General features: G+C 68.8%; 16 protein-coding genes and 1 pseudogene. 10 read left to right on the forward strand and 7 right to left on the reverse strand.

Annotated elements, in window-relative coordinates:
• Positions 1 to 24 precede the first annotated feature (24 nt).
• Positions 25 to 2868, reverse strand: a complete 2844-nt coding sequence (locus AC3WQZ_RS07010) for a winged helix-turn-helix domain-containing protein (RefSeq protein WP_492300243.1) — start codon at positions 2866 to 2868, stop codon at positions 25 to 27.
• Positions 2869 to 3194: 326 nt separating this feature from the next.
• On the opposite strand from AC3WQZ_RS07010, the gene AC3WQZ_RS07015 reads away from it, so the two are divergent.
• On the forward strand, positions 3195 to 3365 hold the full coding sequence (locus AC3WQZ_RS07015) for a helix-turn-helix transcriptional regulator (protein WP_439669018.1): 171 nt from the start codon (positions 3195 to 3197) through the stop codon (positions 3363 to 3365).
• 30 nt (positions 3366 to 3395) lie between these two features.
• Here AC3WQZ_RS07015 and AC3WQZ_RS07020 read toward each other — a convergent pair whose 3' ends face one another.
• The 5 genes and pseudogenes from AC3WQZ_RS07020 to AC3WQZ_RS07040 form a co-directional block, all read right to left on the reverse strand.
• The gene (locus AC3WQZ_RS07020) at positions 3396 to 4364 is read right to left on the reverse strand and encodes a Bug family tripartite tricarboxylate transporter substrate binding protein (RefSeq protein WP_010813149.1); all 969 of its coding nucleotides are present in this window, start codon (positions 4362 to 4364) and stop codon (positions 3396 to 3398) included.
• A gap of 242 nt (positions 4365 to 4606) precedes the next feature.
• Positions 4607 to 4798: pseudogene (locus AC3WQZ_RS07025) on the reverse strand (CoA transferase); the annotation flags it as partial.
• A gap of 31 nt (positions 4799 to 4829) precedes the next feature.
• Positions 4830 to 6569: a long-chain fatty acid--CoA ligase gene (locus tag AC3WQZ_RS07030; protein ID WP_011614985.1), complete on the reverse strand. Its 1740-nt coding sequence runs from the start codon at positions 6567 to 6569 to the stop codon at positions 4830 to 4832.
• 65 nt (positions 6570 to 6634) lie between these two features.
• Positions 6635 to 7033 (reverse strand): Zn-ribbon domain-containing OB-fold protein, encoded by a 399-nt coding sequence (locus AC3WQZ_RS07035; RefSeq protein WP_010813146.1) that lies wholly within the window; start codon positions 7031 to 7033, stop codon positions 6635 to 6637.
• A gap of 17 nt (positions 7034 to 7050) precedes the next feature.
• Positions 7051 to 8217 (reverse strand): thiolase family protein, encoded by a 1167-nt coding sequence (locus AC3WQZ_RS07040; protein WP_010813145.1) that lies wholly within the window; start codon positions 8215 to 8217, stop codon positions 7051 to 7053.
• A 546-nt stretch (positions 8218 to 8763) separates the two neighbouring features.
• On the opposite strand from AC3WQZ_RS07040, the gene AC3WQZ_RS07045 reads away from it, so the two are divergent.
• The 9 genes from AC3WQZ_RS07045 to AC3WQZ_RS07085 all read left to right on the forward strand — a co-directional run bounded on the left by AC3WQZ_RS07045 (position 8764) and on the right by AC3WQZ_RS07085 (position 18572).
• Entirely contained in the window at positions 8764 to 9555 is a 792-nt protein-coding gene (locus tag AC3WQZ_RS07045; RefSeq protein WP_439668703.1) for a GntR family transcriptional regulator, read from the forward strand.
• A 449-nt stretch (positions 9556 to 10004) separates the two neighbouring features.
• Positions 10005 to 10763 carry an IclR family transcriptional regulator gene (locus AC3WQZ_RS07050; protein WP_010813142.1) on the forward strand — a complete coding sequence of 253 codons (759 nt, stop codon included), beginning with the start codon at positions 10005 to 10007 and terminating at the stop codon, positions 10761 to 10763.
• A gap of 189 nt (positions 10764 to 10952) precedes the next feature.
• Positions 10953 to 12578 (forward strand): ABC transporter substrate-binding protein, encoded by a 1626-nt coding sequence (locus AC3WQZ_RS07055; protein ID WP_492300246.1) that lies wholly within the window; start codon positions 10953 to 10955, stop codon positions 12576 to 12578.
• Positions 12579 to 12611: 33 nt separating this feature from the next.
• Positions 12612 to 13583: an ABC transporter permease gene (locus tag AC3WQZ_RS07060; protein WP_011614987.1), complete on the forward strand. Its 972-nt coding sequence runs from the start codon at positions 12612 to 12614 to the stop codon at positions 13581 to 13583.
• A gap of 48 nt (positions 13584 to 13631) precedes the next feature.
• Positions 13632 to 14588 carry an ABC transporter permease gene (locus AC3WQZ_RS07065; protein WP_011614988.1) on the forward strand — a complete coding sequence of 319 codons (957 nt, stop codon included), beginning with the start codon at positions 13632 to 13634 and terminating at the stop codon, positions 14586 to 14588.
• Positions 14589 to 14598: 10 nt separating this feature from the next.
• The gene (locus AC3WQZ_RS07070; protein ID WP_439668707.1) at positions 14599 to 15561 is read left to right on the forward strand and encodes an ABC transporter ATP-binding protein; all 963 of its coding nucleotides are present in this window, start codon (positions 14599 to 14601) and stop codon (positions 15559 to 15561) included.
• Positions 15558 to 16517, forward strand: a complete 960-nt coding sequence (locus tag AC3WQZ_RS07075; RefSeq protein WP_492300248.1) for an ABC transporter ATP-binding protein — start codon at positions 15558 to 15560, stop codon at positions 16515 to 16517. The genes AC3WQZ_RS07070 and AC3WQZ_RS07075 overlap by 4 nt, the downstream gene beginning before the upstream one ends.
• A 166-nt stretch (positions 16518 to 16683) precedes the next feature.
• Positions 16684 to 17721 carry a porin gene (locus AC3WQZ_RS07080; protein WP_439668708.1) on the forward strand — a complete coding sequence of 346 codons (1038 nt, stop codon included), beginning with the start codon at positions 16684 to 16686 and terminating at the stop codon, positions 17719 to 17721.
• 2 nt (positions 17722 to 17723) lie between these two features.
• Positions 17724 to 18572, forward strand: coding sequence for an N-formylglutamate amidohydrolase (locus tag AC3WQZ_RS07085; RefSeq protein ID WP_011614992.1), 849 nt, complete (start codon positions 17724 to 17726; stop codon positions 18570 to 18572).
• 13 nt (positions 18573 to 18585) lie between these two features.
• Here the strand turns inward: AC3WQZ_RS07085 and AC3WQZ_RS07090 are convergent, their stop codons facing one another.
• A complete protein-coding gene (locus tag AC3WQZ_RS07090) occupies positions 18586 to 20004 on the reverse strand; it encodes an FAD-binding oxidoreductase (protein WP_492294428.1) in 1419 nt (472 codons plus the stop codon).
• Positions 20005 to 20008 lie beyond the last annotated feature (4 nt).

Consider the following 20008-nt stretch of genomic DNA (forward strand, 5'->3'; position numbering starts at 1 on the left):
GAGGGAGAGGGGGCGGTTGCGCCGTCAGTGCGGCGCGTCAGGCGGCGCCTGGTCCAGCTCGCGGTCGCGGACGCGGGCCACGGCCTCGTCGCGGCTGCTCACGCCCAGCTTGCGGAAGATGTTGCGCAAGTGCCATTTCACCGTCTCCGGCGACAGGCCCAGGGTGCGCGCAATCTTCTTGTTGGGCAGGGCCTGGCCGAGCAGGCGCACGACATCGGCTTCGCGGTCGCTCAGTTCCTCGAGGCGCGCGTCGGCCCGGGCCGGGCTGCCGGCGGGCGCGGCAGCCGCGGCCGCGCCGCCCGCTGCGCCGGCTTGCGCGGCGCGCGGCGGCACGGTGGCCTGCAGGCGTTCGACATAGAAGGCCAGCACCGGGTCCAGCGTGGTGTCCGCGGCCACGCGCACGATCTGGCCGAGCGCGCCGGGGCAGGCATCGATCACGCTGCGCATCAGCCCGAGCCGGTGGCCGCGGCGCAAGCCTTCCAGCACATGCGTGCGTGCCGCCTCGGCGTCGCCGCGGCGCGATGCCACCACGGCCGCCAGCATGTGCATCTGCGCCACGTGGCGTTGCCAGCCGCGCGCCTCGCAGTACGCGATCAGCGCTGCGGTGCGGGCCTCGGCCCCGCGCATGTCGTCATGCGCCAGGCTGAGCAGCAGGTGGGCGCGCTCGGTCACCATGTGGATGGCGTCCAGCGAGCCGCGCGGCGCGTTGCGATGGCGTGCGGCAATGGCATCCAGGCGCGCCAGCGTGGCCTCGGCGGCGGCAATGTCGCCGCTGGCCAGGTGCAGCCGGATCTGGTTGGCCAGGCTCTGCGCGACCAGCCGGTCCAGGCGCAGTTGGGTGCCGTAGTCTTCCAGCCGCTCCAGTTGCACGAAGGCATCGAGCCGGTGGCCACAGATCCAGTGCGCGGCTGCCAGCACTGTGTGCACCCGCAGCACCGAGTCCGGGATCGAGACCCGCTCGAGCACGTCGACGCGGTCCTCCAGCAGCCGGCGTGCAGCCTCCAGGTCGTTCTGCTCGTACAGCGCCTCGCCCAGCAGGGCCGCGGCAAAGTACTCCGGCTCGGCGCCGCCGTGGCCCGCTTGCTCGACTTCGCGCAGCACGTCGCGGGCGACGCGCTCGGCCTGGATCATGTTGCCTTCCAGCGCATGGCTGAAGCCGATCATGCAGCGCCCGTTGAGCATGCCGCTGGCGGTGCCCAGCAGCGGCACGCCGTCGATCACCAGCGGCGCTGCCTCGGTCTGGATGCGGCGGGCGCGCTCGTAGTCGCCCAGGTGCATGTAGAGCCACGACAGCAGGTTGTTGCGCGAGCCGATAAACAGCGCCGGCATGTCGGCGGGCACGTTCTCGATCTGCGGCAGCAGCGCCAGCGCGCCCTGGCTGTCGTCTTGCAGCAGCACCAGGGAAAAGCGCAGCAGCGCGAGCCGGTAGCGCAGCGAGGCGTCGCCCGGCGGGATGTCGGCCTCGAGCCGGTCCGCGGCCGCGGCGCACGCGTCCAGCTCGCGCGAGAACATCTGCGTGCGCAGTGCCAGCAGGCGCAGTTCGGGGCGCGCCTGCACCTGGTAGGCGGGGATGGCGCGCAGCAGCCCGAGCGCCTTGCGCACCTCGCCGCGCATGATCAGGGTGTCGGCATAGCGCTGCACCAGGTCGGCGGCGGTGTCGGCGTCGCCGGCCAGCACCGCATGGCGCACGGCCTCTTCCAGCATGCGATGGTCGCGGAACCAGCGCCAGGCCGCCGCGTGCACGGCGCGCTGCTGGGCCTCGCTGCGCGAGCGGAAGCGCTGGGCCAGGGTTTCGCGCAGCAGCGGATGCAGCCGGTACCAGGATTCGCGCTCGGGGCCCTGCGCCGGGGTGATGAAGAGGTTCTCCTGTTCCAGCCGCGCCAGCAGCGCCAGGATCTCGCCTTCGCCCAGCGCCTGCTCGCCCAGGGCCTCGCACAGCGACGCGGTGAAGCGTTCGCACGCGGCGGCGCGCACCAGCAGCTCGGCTTCGTCCGGCGCCAGGCGCGACAGCACCTCGCGTTCGAAATATTCTGCGAAGGCGCCGGCATCCTGCACGCTGGCCTGCACGAAGCCGGTGGCAAAGGTGAGGCCGCTGGCGTTGGCCTTCTTGCGCTTCCAGTGCGCGGCAAAGAGCTGCAGGCCGGCCACCCAGCCGTCGGTCAGCTCGTGCAGCATGCGCGCATCGCGCGGGCTGATGTCGCCCAGCTGGGCGCGCAGGAAATGCTGCGATTCAGCCAGCGTGAAGCGCAGGTCGCGCTGGTCCAGCTCCAGCAGCATGCCCTGGTCGCGCAGGCGCCCGAGCGACAGCGGCAGCGCCACGCGCGAGGCCAGCACCACATGGAAATTGGCCGGGGCATAGTCGAGCAGCCACTGCAGCGGCTCCAGCACGCGCGCCGTCAGGTGGTGCACGTCGTCGAGCACCAGGGTCACGTCGCGCGGGTGGGCGGCAATGCCGCGCACCAGCGCGATGATGGCGCGCTCGACGGCTTCGTCGTCGGTGCCGCGGTCGGCCAGGACCATGGCTTCGCGCGTCAGCGCGGGGCTGACCTCGGACAGGCAGCCGAGCAGGTGGTCGAGCCAGCGCTGGCGCTCGTTGTCGGCCGGCTCCAGCGTCAGCGCGGCCATGTCGAAGCCGAGCGCGAGCAGGTCCAGCCGCCACGCGGTCAGCAGCGCGGTCTTGCCGTAGCCGGCCGGGCCCTGCAGCACGATGCAGCGCCGGCGCCGTGCCTCGGTCAACTGCACCAGCAGGCGCTCGCGCGCGACCACGCGCGCCGCGCTGCGCAGCGACGCCGGCCGGGACGGCTGCGAGACTGGCGCGGCGGGCTGGCTGCGGGGGGCGGCTGGCGGATTGGCTGGCGTCTGGGGCATGGGCGAGGCAGGACGGTGCAGGTGAGATGCGGAGGAAATGCGGGTGGGGCAGCGCGATGCCGGGCAAAGGCGGCACGTTGTCGCGATTGTACTGGCAGACGCGGCGCGGCGGCCAAGCCACGCCTGGCCGGCTGTCCGCGTGGCCCGGGTGAGACGCGCGCAGCACCCGCAGGCCACCAGCAACAGGTGGGGGAGGGTTTGCCGGGTGCCCGGTCACAAGGCGTCGCCTTATATCTGCTGGCCAGTGGTGCGCGCGTGGCCTGTTCCTGGAGCCAACCCCGCCCGATCCGGACGAGGTTGCCGATGGGGGCGGGCGCGAGCGCGAGATCCTCGCGCTGCTTGAGCAGTCGATGTCGAACAAGCGCATTGCGCTGGTGCTCAACCTGAGCGTCGACACCGTCAAGTGGAACCTGCGGCAGATCTACGCCAAGCTCAATGTGTCGCGCCGCTACGATGCGATCCTGGTGGCGCGCAGCGCGTTGCAGCGGCCGGGCTGACCGCACTGGCCACCCGGCTGCGCGCTTGCCTTATTCCGCGGTGGCGCCGCTGGCCTTGATCATCTGGGCGACCACGGGCTCGGTCGCGTCGAATTCGCGCCGGAACTCCGCCGGCGAGTTGCCCACCGGATCCATGGCCAGTGCCTCGAGCCGCGCGCGCATGGTCGGCGACTGGACCGACGCCCGCGCTTCCGCTTCCAGCCGCGACAGCACCGCCGCCGGCGTGCCGGAGCGCGCGAACAGGCCAAGCCAGGCGGGCGAGCGCAGTTCCTGCTCCTTCAGCCCGGCCTCGGCCATGGTCGGTACGTCGGGCAGCTCCTTGATGCGCTTGTCGCCCATCACGGCGAGGGCGGTAAGCCGGCCGCTCTTGATATGCGGGCCGAGCGTGCTCATCGAGCCGATCGCCCAGGCGATATTGCCGGCGATCATGTCCTGCGCCATTGGCGCTTCACCCTTGTAGGCCACATGCGCCATGTCCAGGCCGCGCACCTGGTTCAGGTGCGCGCCGACAAGGTGCGGGAAGGTGCCGACGCCATAGGAGCCGTAGCTGACCTTGCCCTTGTTCTTCGCGGCCCAGTCGAGGAACTGCTGCACGTTCTTTACCGGCACGTCCCGGTTCACGGCCAGCACGATCTTGGCGATGCAGAGTTCGGTGACAAAGGCCAGGTCCCGGCGCACGTCATACGGCACGTTGCGGTACAGGTGCGGCGTGTTGATCAGCGGCGAGGAGTGGGTGAGCAGGATGGTGTAGCCGTCCGGCGCGCTGCGCGTGATGGCCTGCACCGCGATCACGCCCGCGCCGCCGGGCTTGTTGTCGACGATGATGGTTTGCCCGAGACGCTTGCCCATGTCCTCGGCCAGTGCGCGCGCCACGGTGTCGGTGGCGCCGCCGGGCGGGCCCGGGACAACAACGGTGATGGGACGCGACGGGTAGCTCTGGGCACCGCAGGCGGCGCTCCACGCCATCGCTGCCATCGCGATCAGGGACTTCATGCGCATGATGTGATACCTCGGGAAGGGGGGTAGGAGACTGCGCAGCAAGCTGCATGTGGGAAGTTATAGGATGCCCGGCACCTTGCATGCCCCCCATATCGGCTGGGCGGGATTGCCCTAGGTGGCGGTGCCACGCAGCGGGGCAGCCATGAAAAGAATGCTCCGGCACGGGGCCGCCGGAGCAAAAACACGCGGCCGGACGATGCCGGCCAGGTGGAGCGGCGCGGCGCCTGCCGCGCGTGTGCGCCTTAGCGCTCTGCCATCAGCCCCAGGCCCTGTGCCTGCAGCTGTGCCACGCCATCGGCATCGAAGCCCCAGTCGCGCAGCGCGGCGGCGCCATGCTCGCCGCGCGCCGGCGCGGGGCCGGAGATCTCGGAAGGCGTGCCGAGGAATCGCGGCGCCGGTGCCGGCTGCACCACGCCCGCGACTTCGACGAAGCTCGGCGCGCCGTTTTGTCTGCGGAGCAGGACACTAGGCCTTGTGGTTCGGCAACGGAGCTCCCTGCATCTCCTGCTCCTGCAGTTCGCGCCACGCGATCTTGCCGGTGGCGGAGCGCGGCAGGCGTTCGACAAACTGCACGATGCGCGGCGCCTTGTAGGTCGCCATGCTGGTGCGGCACCACGCCAGCAACTCTTCCTCGGAAACGCCGGCGCCGTCACGCCGCACGATCACCGCCTTCACGGTCTCGCCCCGGTGCGGATCGCGCGCGGCGATCACGCAGGCTTCCAGGATGGCAGGGTGGGTATGCAGGATCGCTTCCACCTCGGCCGGCCACACCTTGTAGCCCGAGGCGTTGACCATGCGCTTGAGGCGGTCGCGCATGACGAAGTAGCCGTCGGCATCGACGCTGGCAAGGTCGCCGGTACGGAAGAAGCGCTTGCCGTCGATCGTGATAAAGCTCTCGGCATTGGCCGCGGGCTGGTTCCAGTAGCCCAGCATCACCTGCGCGCCGTGCACCACGATCTCGCCGACCTCGCCGCGCGGCACTTCGGTCAGCGTGGCGGGATCGATGACGCGCGCATCGACGCCGTAGGTCGGCACGCCCAGGTGCCCGGAGCGCGCTGCGGCAAGCGGGTTGGCGATGATGAACGAGGCAGTCTCGGTCAGGCCGTAGCCTTCGACAAACTGCAGTCCGTAGCGCTCCTTCATCAGCCGCGCGGTACTGTCGGGCACCGCCGCGCCGCCCCCGACCACGCAGGCCAGGCTGCTCAGGTCGAATGACTCGATACCTGGCTGCGCGAAGAACTCCACCAGCATCGGCGGCGGCGCAGCCCAGAACGTGACGCGATGGCGCGCCACCAGCTGCGCCACGGTGCGCCGGTCCCAGCGCGGCAGCAGCACGATGGTGCCGCCCATGTAGACCGGCGCGTTGACGCCGTTCTGCAGCCCGAGCAGGTGGAACATCGGCGCCACTGCCAGGAAGGTCGATTCGGCGTGCGAGCGCCGCCACAGCTGCGAGCCCGCCACCGACACCATCACCGTGCGGTGCGTGTGCATGCAGGCCTTGGGCGCCCCGGTGGTGCCCGAGGTGTAGGGCAGCATGCACAGGTCGTCCAGGCCTGCGGAGCGCGGCGATGGCGTGGAGCCGGCGGCCATGGCCTGCTGCCAGTGGACCGCGCCGGCCGGCAACGCCGTGCCGGACGAGCGCTGCTGCACCCAGTCCGGAATCGAGAGTCCGTCGTCGGGCTGCGCGGGCAGGGCATCGCCATAGTGATGCACGATCACGTGGCGCAGCGGCGTGGTGCCGACCAGCGGCGCCACCTGGCCGACCAGCTCGCTTGCGGCAAACGCGGCCACCGCGCCGCTGTCGGTGACGATATGGCGCAGCTCGTCTTCCAGCAGCATGGCGTTGGCCGGCACCACCACGGCATCGGCGCGCAGGATCGCGTGGTAGGCCACGATGAACTGCGGGCTGTTCTGGCTGAGCAGCACCACGCGGTCGCCGCGGCGCACGCCGCATGCCTGCTGCAGGTAGCCGGCCATGCGCTCCACCTGCGCCAGCAGTTCGGCATAGGTGGTGGCGCCGTGGTAGAACTGGACCGCGACCTTGTCGGGGAAGCGCCGGGCCGAGATCTCAAGGTTCTCCGCCAGGGTGGTGTGCGGCATATGGAAGACGCGCGGCACGTCGCCGAGCGCCACTGCGGCGTCCACCGCAAGCGGACCCGCGGGGACGGCGGTGACGCCTGCATCGGGCAGATAGTTGTGGGTCATGGTTGTCTTTACTGTCATGTTGCAGTTGCCGTCAGAGCGCGGTATCGCCCATCCAGCAGCCGGCCTCAGGCCAGCGTGAACGTCGGTACCGGTGCGCCGCCATCGCTGGGCGAGAACTTCACCTGTACCTTCTGTCCGATCCGCACCGTGTCGAGGTCGCAGTCGACGATATGGGTCATCATGGTCACGCCTTCGTCCAGCTTCACGTAGGCGATGCAGAACGGATTGGGGCCGGCGCGGCGCGTCACGCTGAAGCTGTAGATGGTGCCGCGGCCGCTGGCTGGCTTCCATGAGGTGGTGCCCATGCAGAACGGGCACAGCACGCGCGGATACCAGTGAGGCTTGCCGCAGTCGTCGCAGACCTTGACCAGCAATTGCCCTTCGCGCGCGGCCTGCCAGAAGGGAAGGTTGTCGGGCTGCTCGTCCGGTGCCTTGTAGGCAAAGGGGGTATGTGGGGTCGTCATGTCATTGCTCCCGCGCATTATTCACGTTCAAGGATCAGGGTGGCGCTGCCGTGGCGCGAGCCCAGGTAGCCGCCGGTGCCTTGCGCCAGCGCCAGGTCGCAGTTGGCGACCTGCACCGCCGGGTGGGCTTCGCCGCGCAGCTGGCGCACGGCCTCGATGACCTTGGTGATGCCGCCGCGGTTGGCCGGGTGGTTGTTGCACAGGCCGCCGCCGTCGGTGTTGAAGGGCAGCTTGCCGACGCCCGAGATCAGGTTGCCGTCGGCGACGAACCTGCCGCCTTCGCCTTTCTTGCAGAAGCCCAGGTCTTCCAGCTGCATCAGCACGGTGATGGTGAAGCTGTCGTAGATCGACGCGTACTTGATGTCGGCCGGCGTGACGCCCGCCTCGGAAAATGCCGTCGCGCCCGAGAAGCGCGCGCCGGACCAGCTCAGGTCGACTTCGCCACCGAGCTGGCCCTTGATGTACTCGCCGGCGCCGCGGATCTTCACCTTGGGCCGTTTCAGCGTGGCGGCGATTTCCGGGCGCGCCACGATCAGTGCGCCGCCGCCGTCCGATACCACGCAGCAGTCGAGCTTGTGCAGCGGATCGGAAATCATCGGCGAGTTCAGCACGTCTTCGACCGTGACCACGTCGCGCAGCATGGCATGGGGGTTGTGCTGCGCGTGGTGCGACGCGGCCACCTTGACCCAGGCGAACTGCTCGGCAGTGGTACCGTACTCGTGCATATGGCGCATGGCCGCCATCGCGTACAGGTTGACTGTGACCGGGCTGAAGGGGCTCTCGAACGGCGCGTCGGGCAGGTTGGCGCCCCAGTTGCGCGCCTGCGTGCCGCTGGAGCCTTCCGAGCGCGGGCGCCCCGCCAGCGTGATCAGGGCCACGTTGCACTTGCCGGCCGCGATGGCCTGCGCCGCATGCGAGACATGGACCAGGTAGGCGGAGCCGCCGGTGTCGGTGGAGTCGACATGGCGCACCTTGAGACCGAGATAGTCGACCATGTTGACCGCGCCCAGCCCCGGCGCATCGCCGGCGCAGAAGTAGCCGTCCACGTCGGCCAGCGTCAGGCCAGCGTCCTGCAGCGCGCCCTTGGCGCTTTCAGCGTGCAGCTGCGCCACCGACTTATCCGGTGCCTTGCGGGTCGGGTGCTCATAGGCCCCGACGATATAGGCCTTGCCCTTGATGCTCATCTTTTCTCCTCTGGTGCGTCAAATGGTGCTACGCATGGAATTGCAGGGGTTTCCGGGCCGAACGGCACCCTGCCGCCGAGGCACTGTGCGATCTCTTCCTTGGTGCGCACCCTGCTGAAAGACTCGATGGCGTCGAACACCTGCTGCGCATTGCGCACGCGCCCGGCCGTTCGTCGGTCAGTTTTTGCACGTTGCGCTCATTTGGTCGATCCCTGCGACGTCCGGCATGCGGCTTTATGTACGTACATAGTAAGAGATCAGCGCGGTTCGGTGGCAAGTCAAGGCGCCGGCCCACCCGTATCGGGTGGGTGAATTTCTGCCAAGATTTCCTGGATATCCCGATCATTGACATAGCTTGATCCGCCCTCCACTATGTACGGACATAGTCACGGCGGGAGACGAGGTCTTGCGCCAGCATGACGGTGCCGGCCGAAGCGGACCGGCGCTTCTTCGAGGCCTGAGCGGCGCGGCTCCGGGTGCCGCTGCCGCTTGTCTTAGAATGCGCGGACCCATTTTTCATGCATCGGCCCGGGACATCTCATTGCCATGCGCAACCAACTGAACGACAAGCGTGCGGAAGCACCGGCGGCGCCGGGGGCAACCGCCTCGACCCGCTATGCCGAGCTGGCCAGCACCCTGGTCCGGGATATCGTCGAGGGCCGCCGCGTGGTCGGCAGCCTGCTGCCGACCGAGCATGATCTCGCCGAGCAGCATGGCGTCAGCCGCCATACCGTGCGCGCGGCACTCAAGCTGCTGCAGGACTGGGGCTATATCTCGCGCAAGAAGGCGGTGGGGACCATCGTCGAGAGCGCCAACCCGGACGCGTCGTACATCCAGTCGTTCGGCACCGCCGAAGACCTGGTGCTGGTGGCAGCCACCGAGATCCGCAGTATCGAGGCGGTGCACAGCGTCACGCTGGACCGCGCCGAGGCCCGTCTGCTGGAGGCGCCGATTGGCAGCGAATGGCTGCGTTTTTCCGGCACGCGGGTCGATGCGCGCAAGGGCAGCACGCCGGTGGCGCGCGCCGACATCTACATCGACGCCTCGCTGGCGCACCTGGCGGATACCATCCGCAACAACCCCAGGCTATTGGTCAGCGCGCTGATCGAGCGCGATTGCGGCGTGGCCATTGCCGAGATCCGGCAGGTGATTCACGGCGTGCTGATCGATGCGCGGCTGGCAGCGGTGTTGGGCGCCGAGCCGGGCTCGGCCGGCCTGCGGCTGATCCGCCATTACAAGGACGCGCAGGGCAGGATCCTTGAGATCACCGACACGATCTATCCGGCGGACCGGGTGACGGTGGCGTTCCAGCTCAAGCGCAGCCGGGTGCAGCTGTAACGGCTGCATCCCGGCGCAGCGAAGGAGACAAGGATGAAGGCTGCTGTCCTCTACGAGGCCAAGACCCCGTTCGTCATCGAAGACGTTGTCATCGGCAAGCCCGGCCCGCGTAAGTGCGGTGCCGGCCGCGGAAGATGGTGACGACTTGGTCGGGCTGTTGCTGCAGCGAGCGGTGCAGGGCTCTGGTCAGGTACAAGGTTGTCTGCGTCAATCTCTAATCTGTGCATGAGGTGCTGCGAGTACTGCCGATCATAAGCCGGGCTTTGCATTCGAAAATTCCAGATTGTGGGGTTCGCAGGTGGTGCCCCCTCGCCGGAGACTCTGCCTGATTCATCTTCCTTCGGGGCGCTTCTGCGTCGCCTGTCTGTGTGACGCAGTGCATACCGAATGCTCGCGGCGACCGCTACAATCCGCGATGGGACATTTACGAACATGGCGAAGAAGGATCGATGACCTACATCGTTGAAGCGGTGGACGAAGCCTTGGGCTTGCTGATGCTGGTGGCCGAGCACCCATCGCTGGGCGTGACCGAACTGGCGCGGCGGGCCGGGCTGACCAAGGCGCGCGCGTTCCGCCTGCTGACCACGCTGGAGCACCGCGGCCTGATCGCGCGCGAGTCGCCGGCAGCGGTCTACAAGCTCAGCTACAACGCGCTGCTGGTGGGCAATGCCGCGCGCGAGCAGTTCGACCTGGTCAAGCTGGTGGCGCCGCGGCTGGCGGCGATCGGCGCGGCCTGCGGCGAGAACGTGATCGTGCGCGTGCGCGACGGGCTGGAGTCGGTGTGTGTGGCGCGGCATGAGTCGACCCAATCGGTGCGCGTGCATACCGAGATCGGCAACCGCCGGCCGCTGCATGTGGGGGCCTCCGGCAAGCTGCTGCTTGCCTACGCTGCGCCCGAGGTGCTGGACGCCGTGCTGGCGCACCAGCTGGAACGTTTCACCGCCAAGACCATCATCGAGCCGCAGTCCCTGCGCGACGAGCTTGCGGCGATTCGCGCCGCGGGCTATGCGGTGTCGCTTGGCGAGCGCGATGCCGATGCTGTCTCTGCCGCCGCGCCGCTGCGCGATCACAGCGGCGCGGCAGTGGCGTCGCTGAGCATTGCCAGCCCGGCCAGCCGGACCACGCAGGAGGCGCTGGACCGGCATGTGGCGATGGTGGTGGCGGAGGCCGCCGCGCTGTCACGCGCGCTCGGGCATACCGGCGGCTGAACCCGGCTGGGCGCGGCAGGACCGCGCAAATTCCCGATATCTCAAAAGCGGCGCTTCGGCGCCGCTTTTTCTTTGGCCGCGCGAATCACAGGGGTAAACCCTGCTTCTCGACAACGGCTTCGATGTCTTATTCTTCGATACGCGGTATCACTGAATGAAACATTGTTTCGAGAAACGAACCAGATCCCCATGTCTCACCTTGCTGTCCACCCGGCGTCACGTATCGCCGCTGCCCTGGCTGCCTTCGCGCTGCTCGCGGCCGGCCACGCCGCGCATGCCGCCGACCTGCGCATCGGCTACAAGGCCGAGATCAGCGCCGCCGATCCCCATGTGCTGGACGCCGCCGGCCGCAACCTGTGGGGCCACGTGTACGAGACCCTGGTCGGCCTGGACAATGCGCTGCGCCCCGTGCCCCAGCTGGCCACGGCATGGCGCCAGCTGGACGACCGCAACTGGGAATTCCAGCTGCGCCCGGGCGTGCGTTTCAGCAACGGTGAGCCATTCACCGCCGAGGATGCACGCTATTCGATCGAGCGCGCCATGAAGCTGCCGGGGGCGCGCACCTTCCGCACTTACCTGAAGTCGGTTGCAGCGGTAGAGGTGACGGGGCCGCTGACGCTGCGCGTGCGCACGCGCTCGCCTAACCCGGTGCTGCCGCAGAACATCGGCATGGTGGCGATGCTGCCGCGCTCGCTCGGCAAGGCCGTGCGCGAGGCAGACTTTGCCCATGGCAGTGCCAGCATCGGCACCGGCCCATACAAGCTGGTGGCCTGGGAGCACGGCCAGCAGCTGACGCTGGCGCGCAATCCGGGCTACTGGGGCGGACCGCAGCCGTGGCAGCGGGTGGTGTTCCAGTTCATCCCGAAGGAGCCGGCGCGGGCCTCGGCGCTGCTGTCGGGGCTGGTGGATGTGATCGACGCCTCGTCGGCCAGCATCGCCGAAGCCTTTGCGCGCACCAACGGCCGCATCCGCACCGTATCGGCGACCTCGTACATGCTGAACTACCTGCAGCTGGACCAGGCGCGCGCGGTGTCGCCTTATGTGCAGGACAACGCCGGCCAGCCGCTGGCGGCCAATCCGTTGCGCGATGCCCGGGTGCGCCAGGCCATCAGCCTGGCCATCGACCGCGACCTGATCGCGGCGCGCGTGACCAGGGGCGATTCCGTGCCGGCCGGGCAGATGGTGCCGCAGGGCTTCTTCGGCTTTGCCCCCAACGTGCCGGCGCCGCGTGCCGATGCCGCGCGGGTGCGCCGCCTGCTGGCCGAGGCTGGCTATCCCGAGGGCTTCCGCCTGACGCTGCATTGCCCCAACGACCGCTATCTGAACGACGCCAAGACCTGCGAGGCGGTGGGGCAGATGCTGACCCGCGCCGGCATCCGCACCGAGGTGCGCACGCTGCCGTATTCGGTCTATATCACCCGCGCCACCTCGGGCGGCGACGGCGGCAAGCCGGAATTCAGCGTCTTCCTGCTCGGCATCGGCGCGGTCAGCGGCGATTCGCTGGAGCCGCTGGTGGCGGTGGCGCATGCGCAGGACAAGGCCGCCGGGCTGGGCGCCAACAACCGCAGCGGCTATGCCAACGCGGCAGTGGATGCGCTGATCGAGGAATCGATGCATACCATGGCGCCGGCGCCGCGCGACCAGGCGCAGCAGCGCGCGGCCGAGAAGCTGGCCGCCGACGCGGGCATCGTGCCGCTGCATCACCTGCGCGCCGCGTGGGCCTATCGCGACGGGCTCGCGGTGCAGCCGCGCAGCGACGGCTTCACCTATGCCAGCAATATCCGCCCGGCGCCGCCCGCCGCCCCGCAACGCTGATCCGCGCCACGGACTATCCCGCCTTTAATCATCATGTTCGAAACCCTTCTCAAACGGCTGCTGCAGAGCCTTGCGGTGCTGTGGATCATGTCGGTGCTGACCTTCTGCGCGGTCAACCTGATCGGCGACCCGGTGCACCTGCTGGTCAGCCCCACCGCCACCGAGCAGGAAATCACTGAGGCGCGCCACGCGCTCGGCCTGGACCTGCCCATGCCGCAGCAATACCTGCGCTTCCTGCAGGGCGCCCTGCACGGCGACCTGGGCGATTCCTTCATCTATAACCGGCCGGCGATCGAGCTGATCGTCAGCCGCGTGCCGGCCACGCTGGAACTGGCCGTGACGGCGCTGCTGCTGTCGCTGGGCATCGGCATCCCGATGGGTGTGTTTGCGGGCCTCAAGCCGCATAGCCGGCTGGCGCGGATGCTGATGGCGTGCTCGCTCGGCGGCGTGATCATGCCGACCTTCTGGATCGGCATGATCTGCATCCTGGTGTTCTCGGTGAACCTGGGCTGGCTGCCTTCGGGCGGGCGCGGGCCGGTCAGCACGGTGCTGGGCATGCCGCTGTCGGTGACCAGTTGGGAAGGCATGCGCTTCCTGCTGCTGCCGGCGCTGACGCTGTCGCTGTTCAAGATCTCGCTGGTCGCGCGCCTCACCGAGGCCGGCACGCGCGAAGTGGCCGGTCAGGAGTACATCAGGTTTGCCCGCGCCAAGGGCGTGGGCGGCGCGCGGCTGGTGCTGCGCCATGTCGTTCCCAATGTGCTGATCCCGATCGTCACCGTGGTCGGCCTGGAGTTCGGCCACCTGATCGCGTTCTCGGTGGTGACCGAGTCGGTGTTCTCCTGGCCTGGCATGGGCAAGCTGATCATCGATTCGGTGCTGGCGCTGGACCGTCCGGTGGTGGTGGCCTACCTGCTGGTCACGCTGGTGCTGTTCGTGGTGCTGAACCTGGTGGTCGACCTGCTCTACGTGGTGCTGGACCCGCGCCTGCGGCACAAGCCGGCCTAGACCCCGCCTCCGCCGCTTTTCTCCCTCCAAAAGAACGAGACTGAACCGATGTCCCTGCCTGTATCTGAAGCCGACACTGCCGTGCCCGCGCTTGCGCCGGCCGCGGCGGAACCGGCGCCTGCCGCCGCGCCGCCTGCGGCACGGCCCTCGCTGCTGCGGCGCTTCTGCGCCAACCGCGTCTCCGCCGCCGCGCTGGCACTGCTGGTGGCGCTGCTGCTGGTTGCCGTGCTGGCCCATGTGATCAGCCCGCAGAATCCCTATGACCTCGCCACGGTGTCGGTGATCGACTCCGAACTGCCGCCGGGCAGTGTCGGCTACGAAGGCCGGCCGCATTACTGGCTGGGCACCGACGGCGCCGGGCGCGACCTGCTCAGCGCCATCTTCTATGGCATCCGTATCAGCGTGGGCGTGGGCGTGATCAGCGCGGTGGTGGCGCTGATGGTCGGCAGCGCCGTGGGCCTGGCCGCGGCGTACTTCGGCGGGGTGGCGGATGCCGCCATCATGCGCGTGGTCGACCTGCAGCTGAGCCTGCCCGCGGTGCTGGTGGCGCTGATCCTGCTGGCGGTGCTGGGGCAGGGCGTGGACAAGACCCTTCTGGCGCTGGTGATCGTGCAGTGGGCCTACTTCGCCCGCACCGTGCGCGGCGCGGCGCAGGTGGAGCGGCGCAAGGAATATGTCGAGGCCGCGCTTGGCCAGGGCTTGCCGGCGCTGCGCGTGATGTTCCGCCATATCCTGCCCAACTGCATGGCGCCGCTGGTGGTGACCGGAACGCTGCAGATCGCGCATGCGATCACGCTGGAGGCCACCATGAGCTTCCTCGGCATCGGGCTGCCGCGCACGCAGCCGTCGCTGGGCATGCTGATCGCCAATGGCTTCGAATACATGCTGTCGAACAAGTACTGGATCAGCATCTTCCCGGGCGTGGCCCTGGTGCTGCTGATCGGCTCGATCAACCTGGTGGGCGACCGCCTGCGCCGCGTGCTCAATCCGCGGCTGGAAGGGTAAGGAGCCCGGCATGGCACTACTGGAAGTTACCGGCCTGAGCACCAGCTTCGCGCTCGCGCGCGGGGCCGTGAAGGCGGTGGATGGCGTGTCGTTTGCGCTGGAGCCGGGCGAGATCCTCGGCATCGTCGGCGAGTCAGGCTCGGGCAAGTCGGTGACGGCGTTTTCGCTGATGAACCTGCTGGACCCGCCCGGGCGTGTCACTGGCGGTTCGGTGCGCTTCAAGGGACGGGAGCTGCTGGCGTGTTCGCCGCGCCAGTGGCAGGCGCTGCGCGGCGACCGCATCGCGATGGTGTTCCAGGATCCGATGATGTCGCTCAACCCGGTGATGCGCGTGGGCGACCAGCTGGCCGAGACCGTGCTGGTGCATCACCGCCGCACCCGCGCGCAAGCGCACGCGCAGGCAGTCGACGCGCTCACGCGCGTGGGCATCCCGGCGCCGGAGCAGCGCATGCGCGCCTATCCGCATGAGCTGTCGGGAGGCATGCGCCAGCGCGTGGCAATCGCCAATGCGCTGATCAACCGCCCGGACCTGATCATTGCCGATGAGCCCACCACCGCACTGGACGTCACCATCCAGGCGCAGATCCTCTACGAGATGAAGCAGCTGGTGCGCGAGACCGGTGCCGCCGCGATCTGGATCAGCCATGACCTGGCCGTGGTCAAGGACCTGGTCGACCGCGTCTGCGTGATGTACGCGGGCAGGGTGGTGGAGCAGGGCCCGGTCGCCGACCTGATTGAGCGGCCGCTGCATCCGTACACGCGCGGGTTGCTGGATTCCCTGCCCACGCCGGCTATGCGCGGCGCAACGCTGCGCGCGATCCCGGGCGCGGCCCCGGCGCTGGCCGCGCTGCCACCGGGCTGCGCCTTTGCGCCGCGCTGCCAGCGCGCGCAGGACGCATGCCGCCAGGCGCCCGCCGAAACCACCGTGCGCGGCCGGACGCTGCGCTGCTTTTATCCCCTGGAGGTGGCATGACAGTCATGCTCGAAGCGCGCAACCTGCAGAAACGCTTCTCCATGAAGCCCGGCCTGCTGGGACGCATGGCCGGCAAGCCAGTGCAGGCGGTGCATGCCGTCAATGATGTCTCGCTGCAGGTGAAGAAGGGCGAGGTGCTGGGTGTGGTCGGCGAGTCCGGCTGCGGCAAGTCCACGCTGGGCCGCATGCTGGCGGGGCTGCTGCCGCAGACGGGCGGCGAGATTGCGTGGGAAGGCAGGCGCGCCGATATCGCGTCCGCCGGCTATCACCGCGCCGTGCAGATGGTGTTCCAGAACCCCTATGCCTCGCTCAACCCGCGGCTGCGCATCGGCCAGGCCATTACCGAAGGCGCGGTCTATCACGGCATGGTCAAGCGTGCGCGCGCGGCGTCGTTCGCCGGCGAACTGCTGCAGCAGGTGGGGCTTGATCCCAGCTACGCCGAGCGCTTTCCGCATGAGTTCTCCGGCGGCCAGCGCCAGCGCGTGGCCATTGCCCGCGCACTGGCGCTGCGCCCGCGCCTGCTGATCTGCGACGAGGCCGTGTCCGCGCTCGACGTCTCGGTGCAGGCGCAGATCATCAACCTGTTCATGCATCTGCGGCGCGAACACGAACTGACCTATGTCTTCATCAGCCACAACCTGGCGGTGGTGGAGCATATGTCGGACCGCGTGGTGATCATGTACCTGGGCCGCATCGTCGAGAGCGGCGCTGCGCGCGACGTGTTCGGCGCGCCCAACCATCCCTATACCCGTGCCCTGCTGGCCGACGCGCCGCGCCTGGGCGCCAGCCCGCCAGCGCACCAGCCGATCCGCGGCGAACTGCCCAGCCCGCTGGCGCCGCCCACGGGCTGCGCCTTCCATCCGCGCTGCCCGCATGCGAGCGCGCGTTGCGCGGCCGAAGTACCGGTGCTGCGCGATATCGGTGGGCGGCTGTCCGCCTGCCACTTGAATGACTAGATAGCTGCCGCCCGGCCGGCCCACGCTCCCCCCTGTGCATCGATGCCATCCCGCCGCGCGCGCGGCGGGCGGGGAGCTTGCGCGCTGCGCGGACAGACAACGCGGCAGTTGGGATCACCCTAGGGGCACTTGTGCGTTGGCACACAACAATAGAGGGAGCAGAAGCATGAAGGGTATCCAGACCAAGAGTGCGCTCGCACGCGCCTGCATCGGCGGCGCGCTGGCGCTGCTGTCGGCCGCGGCCGACGCATCGGTGACGCTGTACGGCCGCCTCGACACCGATATCGAATACCAGAAGGGCCCGGACGGCCGCGCCACGCAGATGGTCGACAACGCCTCGCGCTGGGGCATGCGCGGCAGCGAAGACCTGGGCGGGGGCTTGCGCGCCGCGTTCGGGCTGGAGCAGGGCTTTGCCGCCGACAGCGGCACGGCCACCAACCCGCAGTTCCGCAATGCCTTTGTCGGACTGCAGGGCGGCTTCGGCGCGATCGCGCTGGGGCGGCTGGATTCGGCGACGATCGTGGGTTCGCCGATCTACTCGCAGGTGACGCAGAACATCGACTTCGCCATCCATGATGCGGGCGCCACTGCCATCGGCACCAAGGTGCTGAACGCGCGCAACCGCGTGTCGAACGCGCTGGGCTACGCGACGCCGGAGTTCGGCGGCTTTTCAGTACGGGCGCGCGTGAACCTGGCGGGCCCCGATCCGGCCACTCCCAACGCCAGGTCGCCGGTGCGGGCCGAGGACGACTTCCGCCAGTACGACCTTGGCCTTAACTACGCTGCCGGCAACTTTGCCGCGGGCGTGGGCTATTCGCGCGATGCCAAGGCCGGCGGGCTGGTGGCCAATGATTTCCGCGACAAGGTGCAGGCCGCGGCGTCGTATAACTTTACCGTGGTCAATATCTACGGCATCTACGGGCGCGACCGCTACGCCGGCACTGCCGCCACCCGCACCGACGTGCCTTACTGGCTGGTCGGCTTCACCGTGCCCTATGGCGCCCACAAGCTCACCGTGAACTACATGGAGCGCGCAGTACAGCGCGACCCGCAAGGCAGGCTCAAGAAGGTGCAGGCCGGCTATGGCTACAGCCTGAGCAAACGCACCATGCCCTACGTCTTCTTCGATCGCGAGGATCCCAACTCGCACAAGCCCGGTGACACCGTGACCACGGTCGGCATCGGCATCCAGCACAAATTCTGATAATGGCCCTTCCTTATTCGCTGACTGAACCGGCCGGCGCGGCGCTGCCGCTGGTGGTGGACTCCCCGCACAGCGGGCTGGTGCATGCCGAGACCCTGCCGCTGGCGGCGCCCCCCGAAGCCCTGCTGACGGGCTGGGACGCTTATGTCGACCAGTTGTTCGCGCATGCGCCGATGGTGGGCGGCACGCTGCTGTGCGCGCGCTTCCCGCGCTGGATGGTCGACGTCAACCGCGCCCGCGATGACATCGATCCCGCGCTGATCGACGGCGCCATGCCTTATGCCGTGCAGCCCAGCGACAAGTCCGGGCGCGGCATGGGCGTGCTGCGCCGGCTGGCGCTGCCGGGCGTGCCGGTGTACGCCGCGCCGCTGTCGCCGGACATGGCGGAGTACCTGCTGAAGACCTACTACGATCCCTATCACGCCGCGCTGTCCGGCCTGCTGGCGCAGCATCATGCGCGCTCGGGCGCGGTGTGGCATATCGACTGCCATTCGATGAAATCGCGCGGCAATGCGATGAACGTGGACAATGGCGTGGAGCGGGCTGACTTTGTGATCAGCAACGGCGACGGCGCCACCTGCTCGCCTGCGTTTATCGAGCTGGTGGCGCAGTGCCTGCGCGGCTTCGGCTACCGGGTGGGCATCAACTGGCCGTACAAGGGGGCGGAGCTGATCCGTGCCTATGCGGACCCGGCGCACGGCCGCCACAGCCTGCAGATCGAAATCAACCGCGCGCTTTATATGGACGAGGCAAGGTTCGCGCAGCACCGCGGCTTCGCCGTGCTGCGCGGCCATCTCGACCAGTTGCTGGAGGCGGTGGCGGCATATATCCGCGAGGCACTGGCGCGATGATGGCGCGGCGCGCTCAGATCACCTTGCCGGGATTCATCAGCCCCTGCGGATCGAGTGCGCCCTTGATCGCGCGCATCATCGCCAGTTCGACTTCGCTCTTGTAGAGCCGGTTTTCCTCGCGCTTGAGTTGGCCCAGTCCGTGCTCTGCGGAAATCGATCCGTTATGCGAGCGTACGCTGTCGTGCACGATGCGGTTGACCTGGTCCTGGTGCGCCAGGAATTCTTCGTGGTCGACGCCTTCCGGCGGCGACACGTTGTAGTGCAGGTTGCCGTCGCCGAGGTGGCCGAAGGTCACCATGCGCGCGCCGGGGAAGGCGTTCTGCAGCAGCGCGTCGGTGGTCTCGATGAAGTCCGCCACGCGCGACACCGGCACGGCGATATCGTGCTTGATGTTCTTGCCGTCTTCCACCTGCGCCAGCGGGATATGCTCGCGCAGGTTCCAGAAATCGCGCGACTGCTGCACCGATTCCGCCACCACCGCGTCGGCGACCACGCCGGCATCGAAGGCGGCCGACATCATGGTCTCGAAGATGCCGCGCGCGTGGGCTTCGCTTTCGCTGTCGGACAGTTCCAGCAGCACCAGCTGCGGGTGGATGTCTGCGAACGGATAGCGCAGCTGCGGGAAGTGCCGCGTCACCAGCGTCATGCTGAGCGCGGACATCAGCTCGAACCCGGTCAGCATGGCGCCGGCATGCGATTGTGCGATGGCCAGCAGCGCCAGCGCGGCGCGCGGGCTCTGCACCGCGGCCAGCGCGGTGACCGAGGCGCGTGGCAGCGGGAACAGCTTCATCACCGCCGCGGTGATGATGCCGAGCGTGCCTTCTGCGCCGACAAAGAGGTCGCGCAGGTCGTAGCCGGTGTTGTCCTTGCGCAGCCCGCGCAGGCCGTGCCAGATCTCGCCCGACGGCGTCACCACTTCCAGGCCCAGGCACAGCTCACGCGTGTTGCCGTAGCGCAGCACCGCGGTGCCGCCGGCATTGGTCGACAGGTTGCCGCCGATGGTGCAGCTGCCTTCGGCCGCCAGGCTCAGCGGAAACAGCCGGCCGTGCTCGCGCGCCACCTCCTGCAGGTGCTGCAGCACCACGCCGGCCTCGACCGTGATGGTGTTGTTGAGCGGATCGACCTGGCGGATGCGGTGCAGCCGCTGCAGCGAAACCACCACCTGGTCCTGCCCGGCCACCGGCGTGGCGCCGCCGCACAGGCCGGTGTTGCCGCCTTGCGGCACCACCGCGATCTTGTGCGCATGGCAGGCATGGACCACCTCCGCGACCTCCTCGGTGCTGCCGGGGCGCAGCACCGCCAGCGCTTCGCCGCGATAGCGCTTGCGCCAGTCGGTCAGGTAGGGTGCCTTGTCGGCTGCATCGGTCAGCACGTGCTGCGCACCCAGCGCGGCGCGGCACAGTGCGAGGAAGGAGTCTTGAGGCGAGGTCATGGCG

It is taken from the genome of Cupriavidus sp. FW305-26, assembly GCF_058787975.1.

Excerpts from the sequence above, each read along its gene's own strand:
- AC3WQZ_RS07010 (WP_492300243.1), bottom strand. The coding sequence starts at position 2,868 with ATGCCCCAGACGCCAGCCAATCCGCCAGCCGCCCCCCGCAGCCAGCCC.
- AC3WQZ_RS07020 (WP_010813149.1), bottom strand. The coding sequence starts at position 4,364 with ATGCGCATGAAGTCCCTGATCGCGATGGCAGCGATGGCGTGGAGCGCC.
- AC3WQZ_RS07030 (WP_011614985.1), bottom strand. The coding sequence starts at position 6,569 with ATGACCCACAACTATCTGCCCGATGCAGGCGTCACCGCCGTCCCCGCG.
- AC3WQZ_RS07035 (WP_010813146.1), bottom strand. The coding sequence starts at position 7,033 with ATGACGACCCCACATACCCCCTTTGCCTACAAGGCACCGGACGAGCAG.
- AC3WQZ_RS07040 (WP_010813145.1), bottom strand. The coding sequence starts at position 8,217 with ATGAGCATCAAGGGCAAGGCCTATATCGTCGGGGCCTATGAGCACCCG.
- AC3WQZ_RS07045 (WP_439668703.1), top strand. The coding sequence starts at position 8,764 with ATGCGCAACCAACTGAACGACAAGCGTGCGGAAGCACCGGCGGCGCCG.
- AC3WQZ_RS07050 (WP_010813142.1), top strand. The coding sequence starts at position 10,005 with ATGACCTACATCGTTGAAGCGGTGGACGAAGCCTTGGGCTTGCTGATG.
- AC3WQZ_RS07055 (WP_492300246.1), top strand. The coding sequence starts at position 10,953 with ATGTCTCACCTTGCTGTCCACCCGGCGTCACGTATCGCCGCTGCCCTG.
- AC3WQZ_RS07060 (WP_011614987.1), top strand. The coding sequence starts at position 12,612 with ATGTTCGAAACCCTTCTCAAACGGCTGCTGCAGAGCCTTGCGGTGCTG.
- AC3WQZ_RS07065 (WP_011614988.1), top strand. The coding sequence starts at position 13,632 with ATGTCCCTGCCTGTATCTGAAGCCGACACTGCCGTGCCCGCGCTTGCG.
- AC3WQZ_RS07070 (WP_439668707.1), top strand. The coding sequence starts at position 14,599 with ATGGCACTACTGGAAGTTACCGGCCTGAGCACCAGCTTCGCGCTCGCG.
- AC3WQZ_RS07075 (WP_492300248.1), top strand. The coding sequence starts at position 15,558 with ATGACAGTCATGCTCGAAGCGCGCAACCTGCAGAAACGCTTCTCCATG.
- AC3WQZ_RS07080 (WP_439668708.1), top strand. The coding sequence starts at position 16,684 with ATGAAGGGTATCCAGACCAAGAGTGCGCTCGCACGCGCCTGCATCGGC.
- AC3WQZ_RS07085 (WP_011614992.1), top strand. The coding sequence starts at position 17,724 with ATGGCCCTTCCTTATTCGCTGACTGAACCGGCCGGCGCGGCGCTGCCG.
- AC3WQZ_RS07090 (WP_492294428.1), bottom strand. The coding sequence starts at position 20,004 with ATGACCTCGCCTCAAGACTCCTTCCTCGCACTGTGCCGCGCCGCGCTG.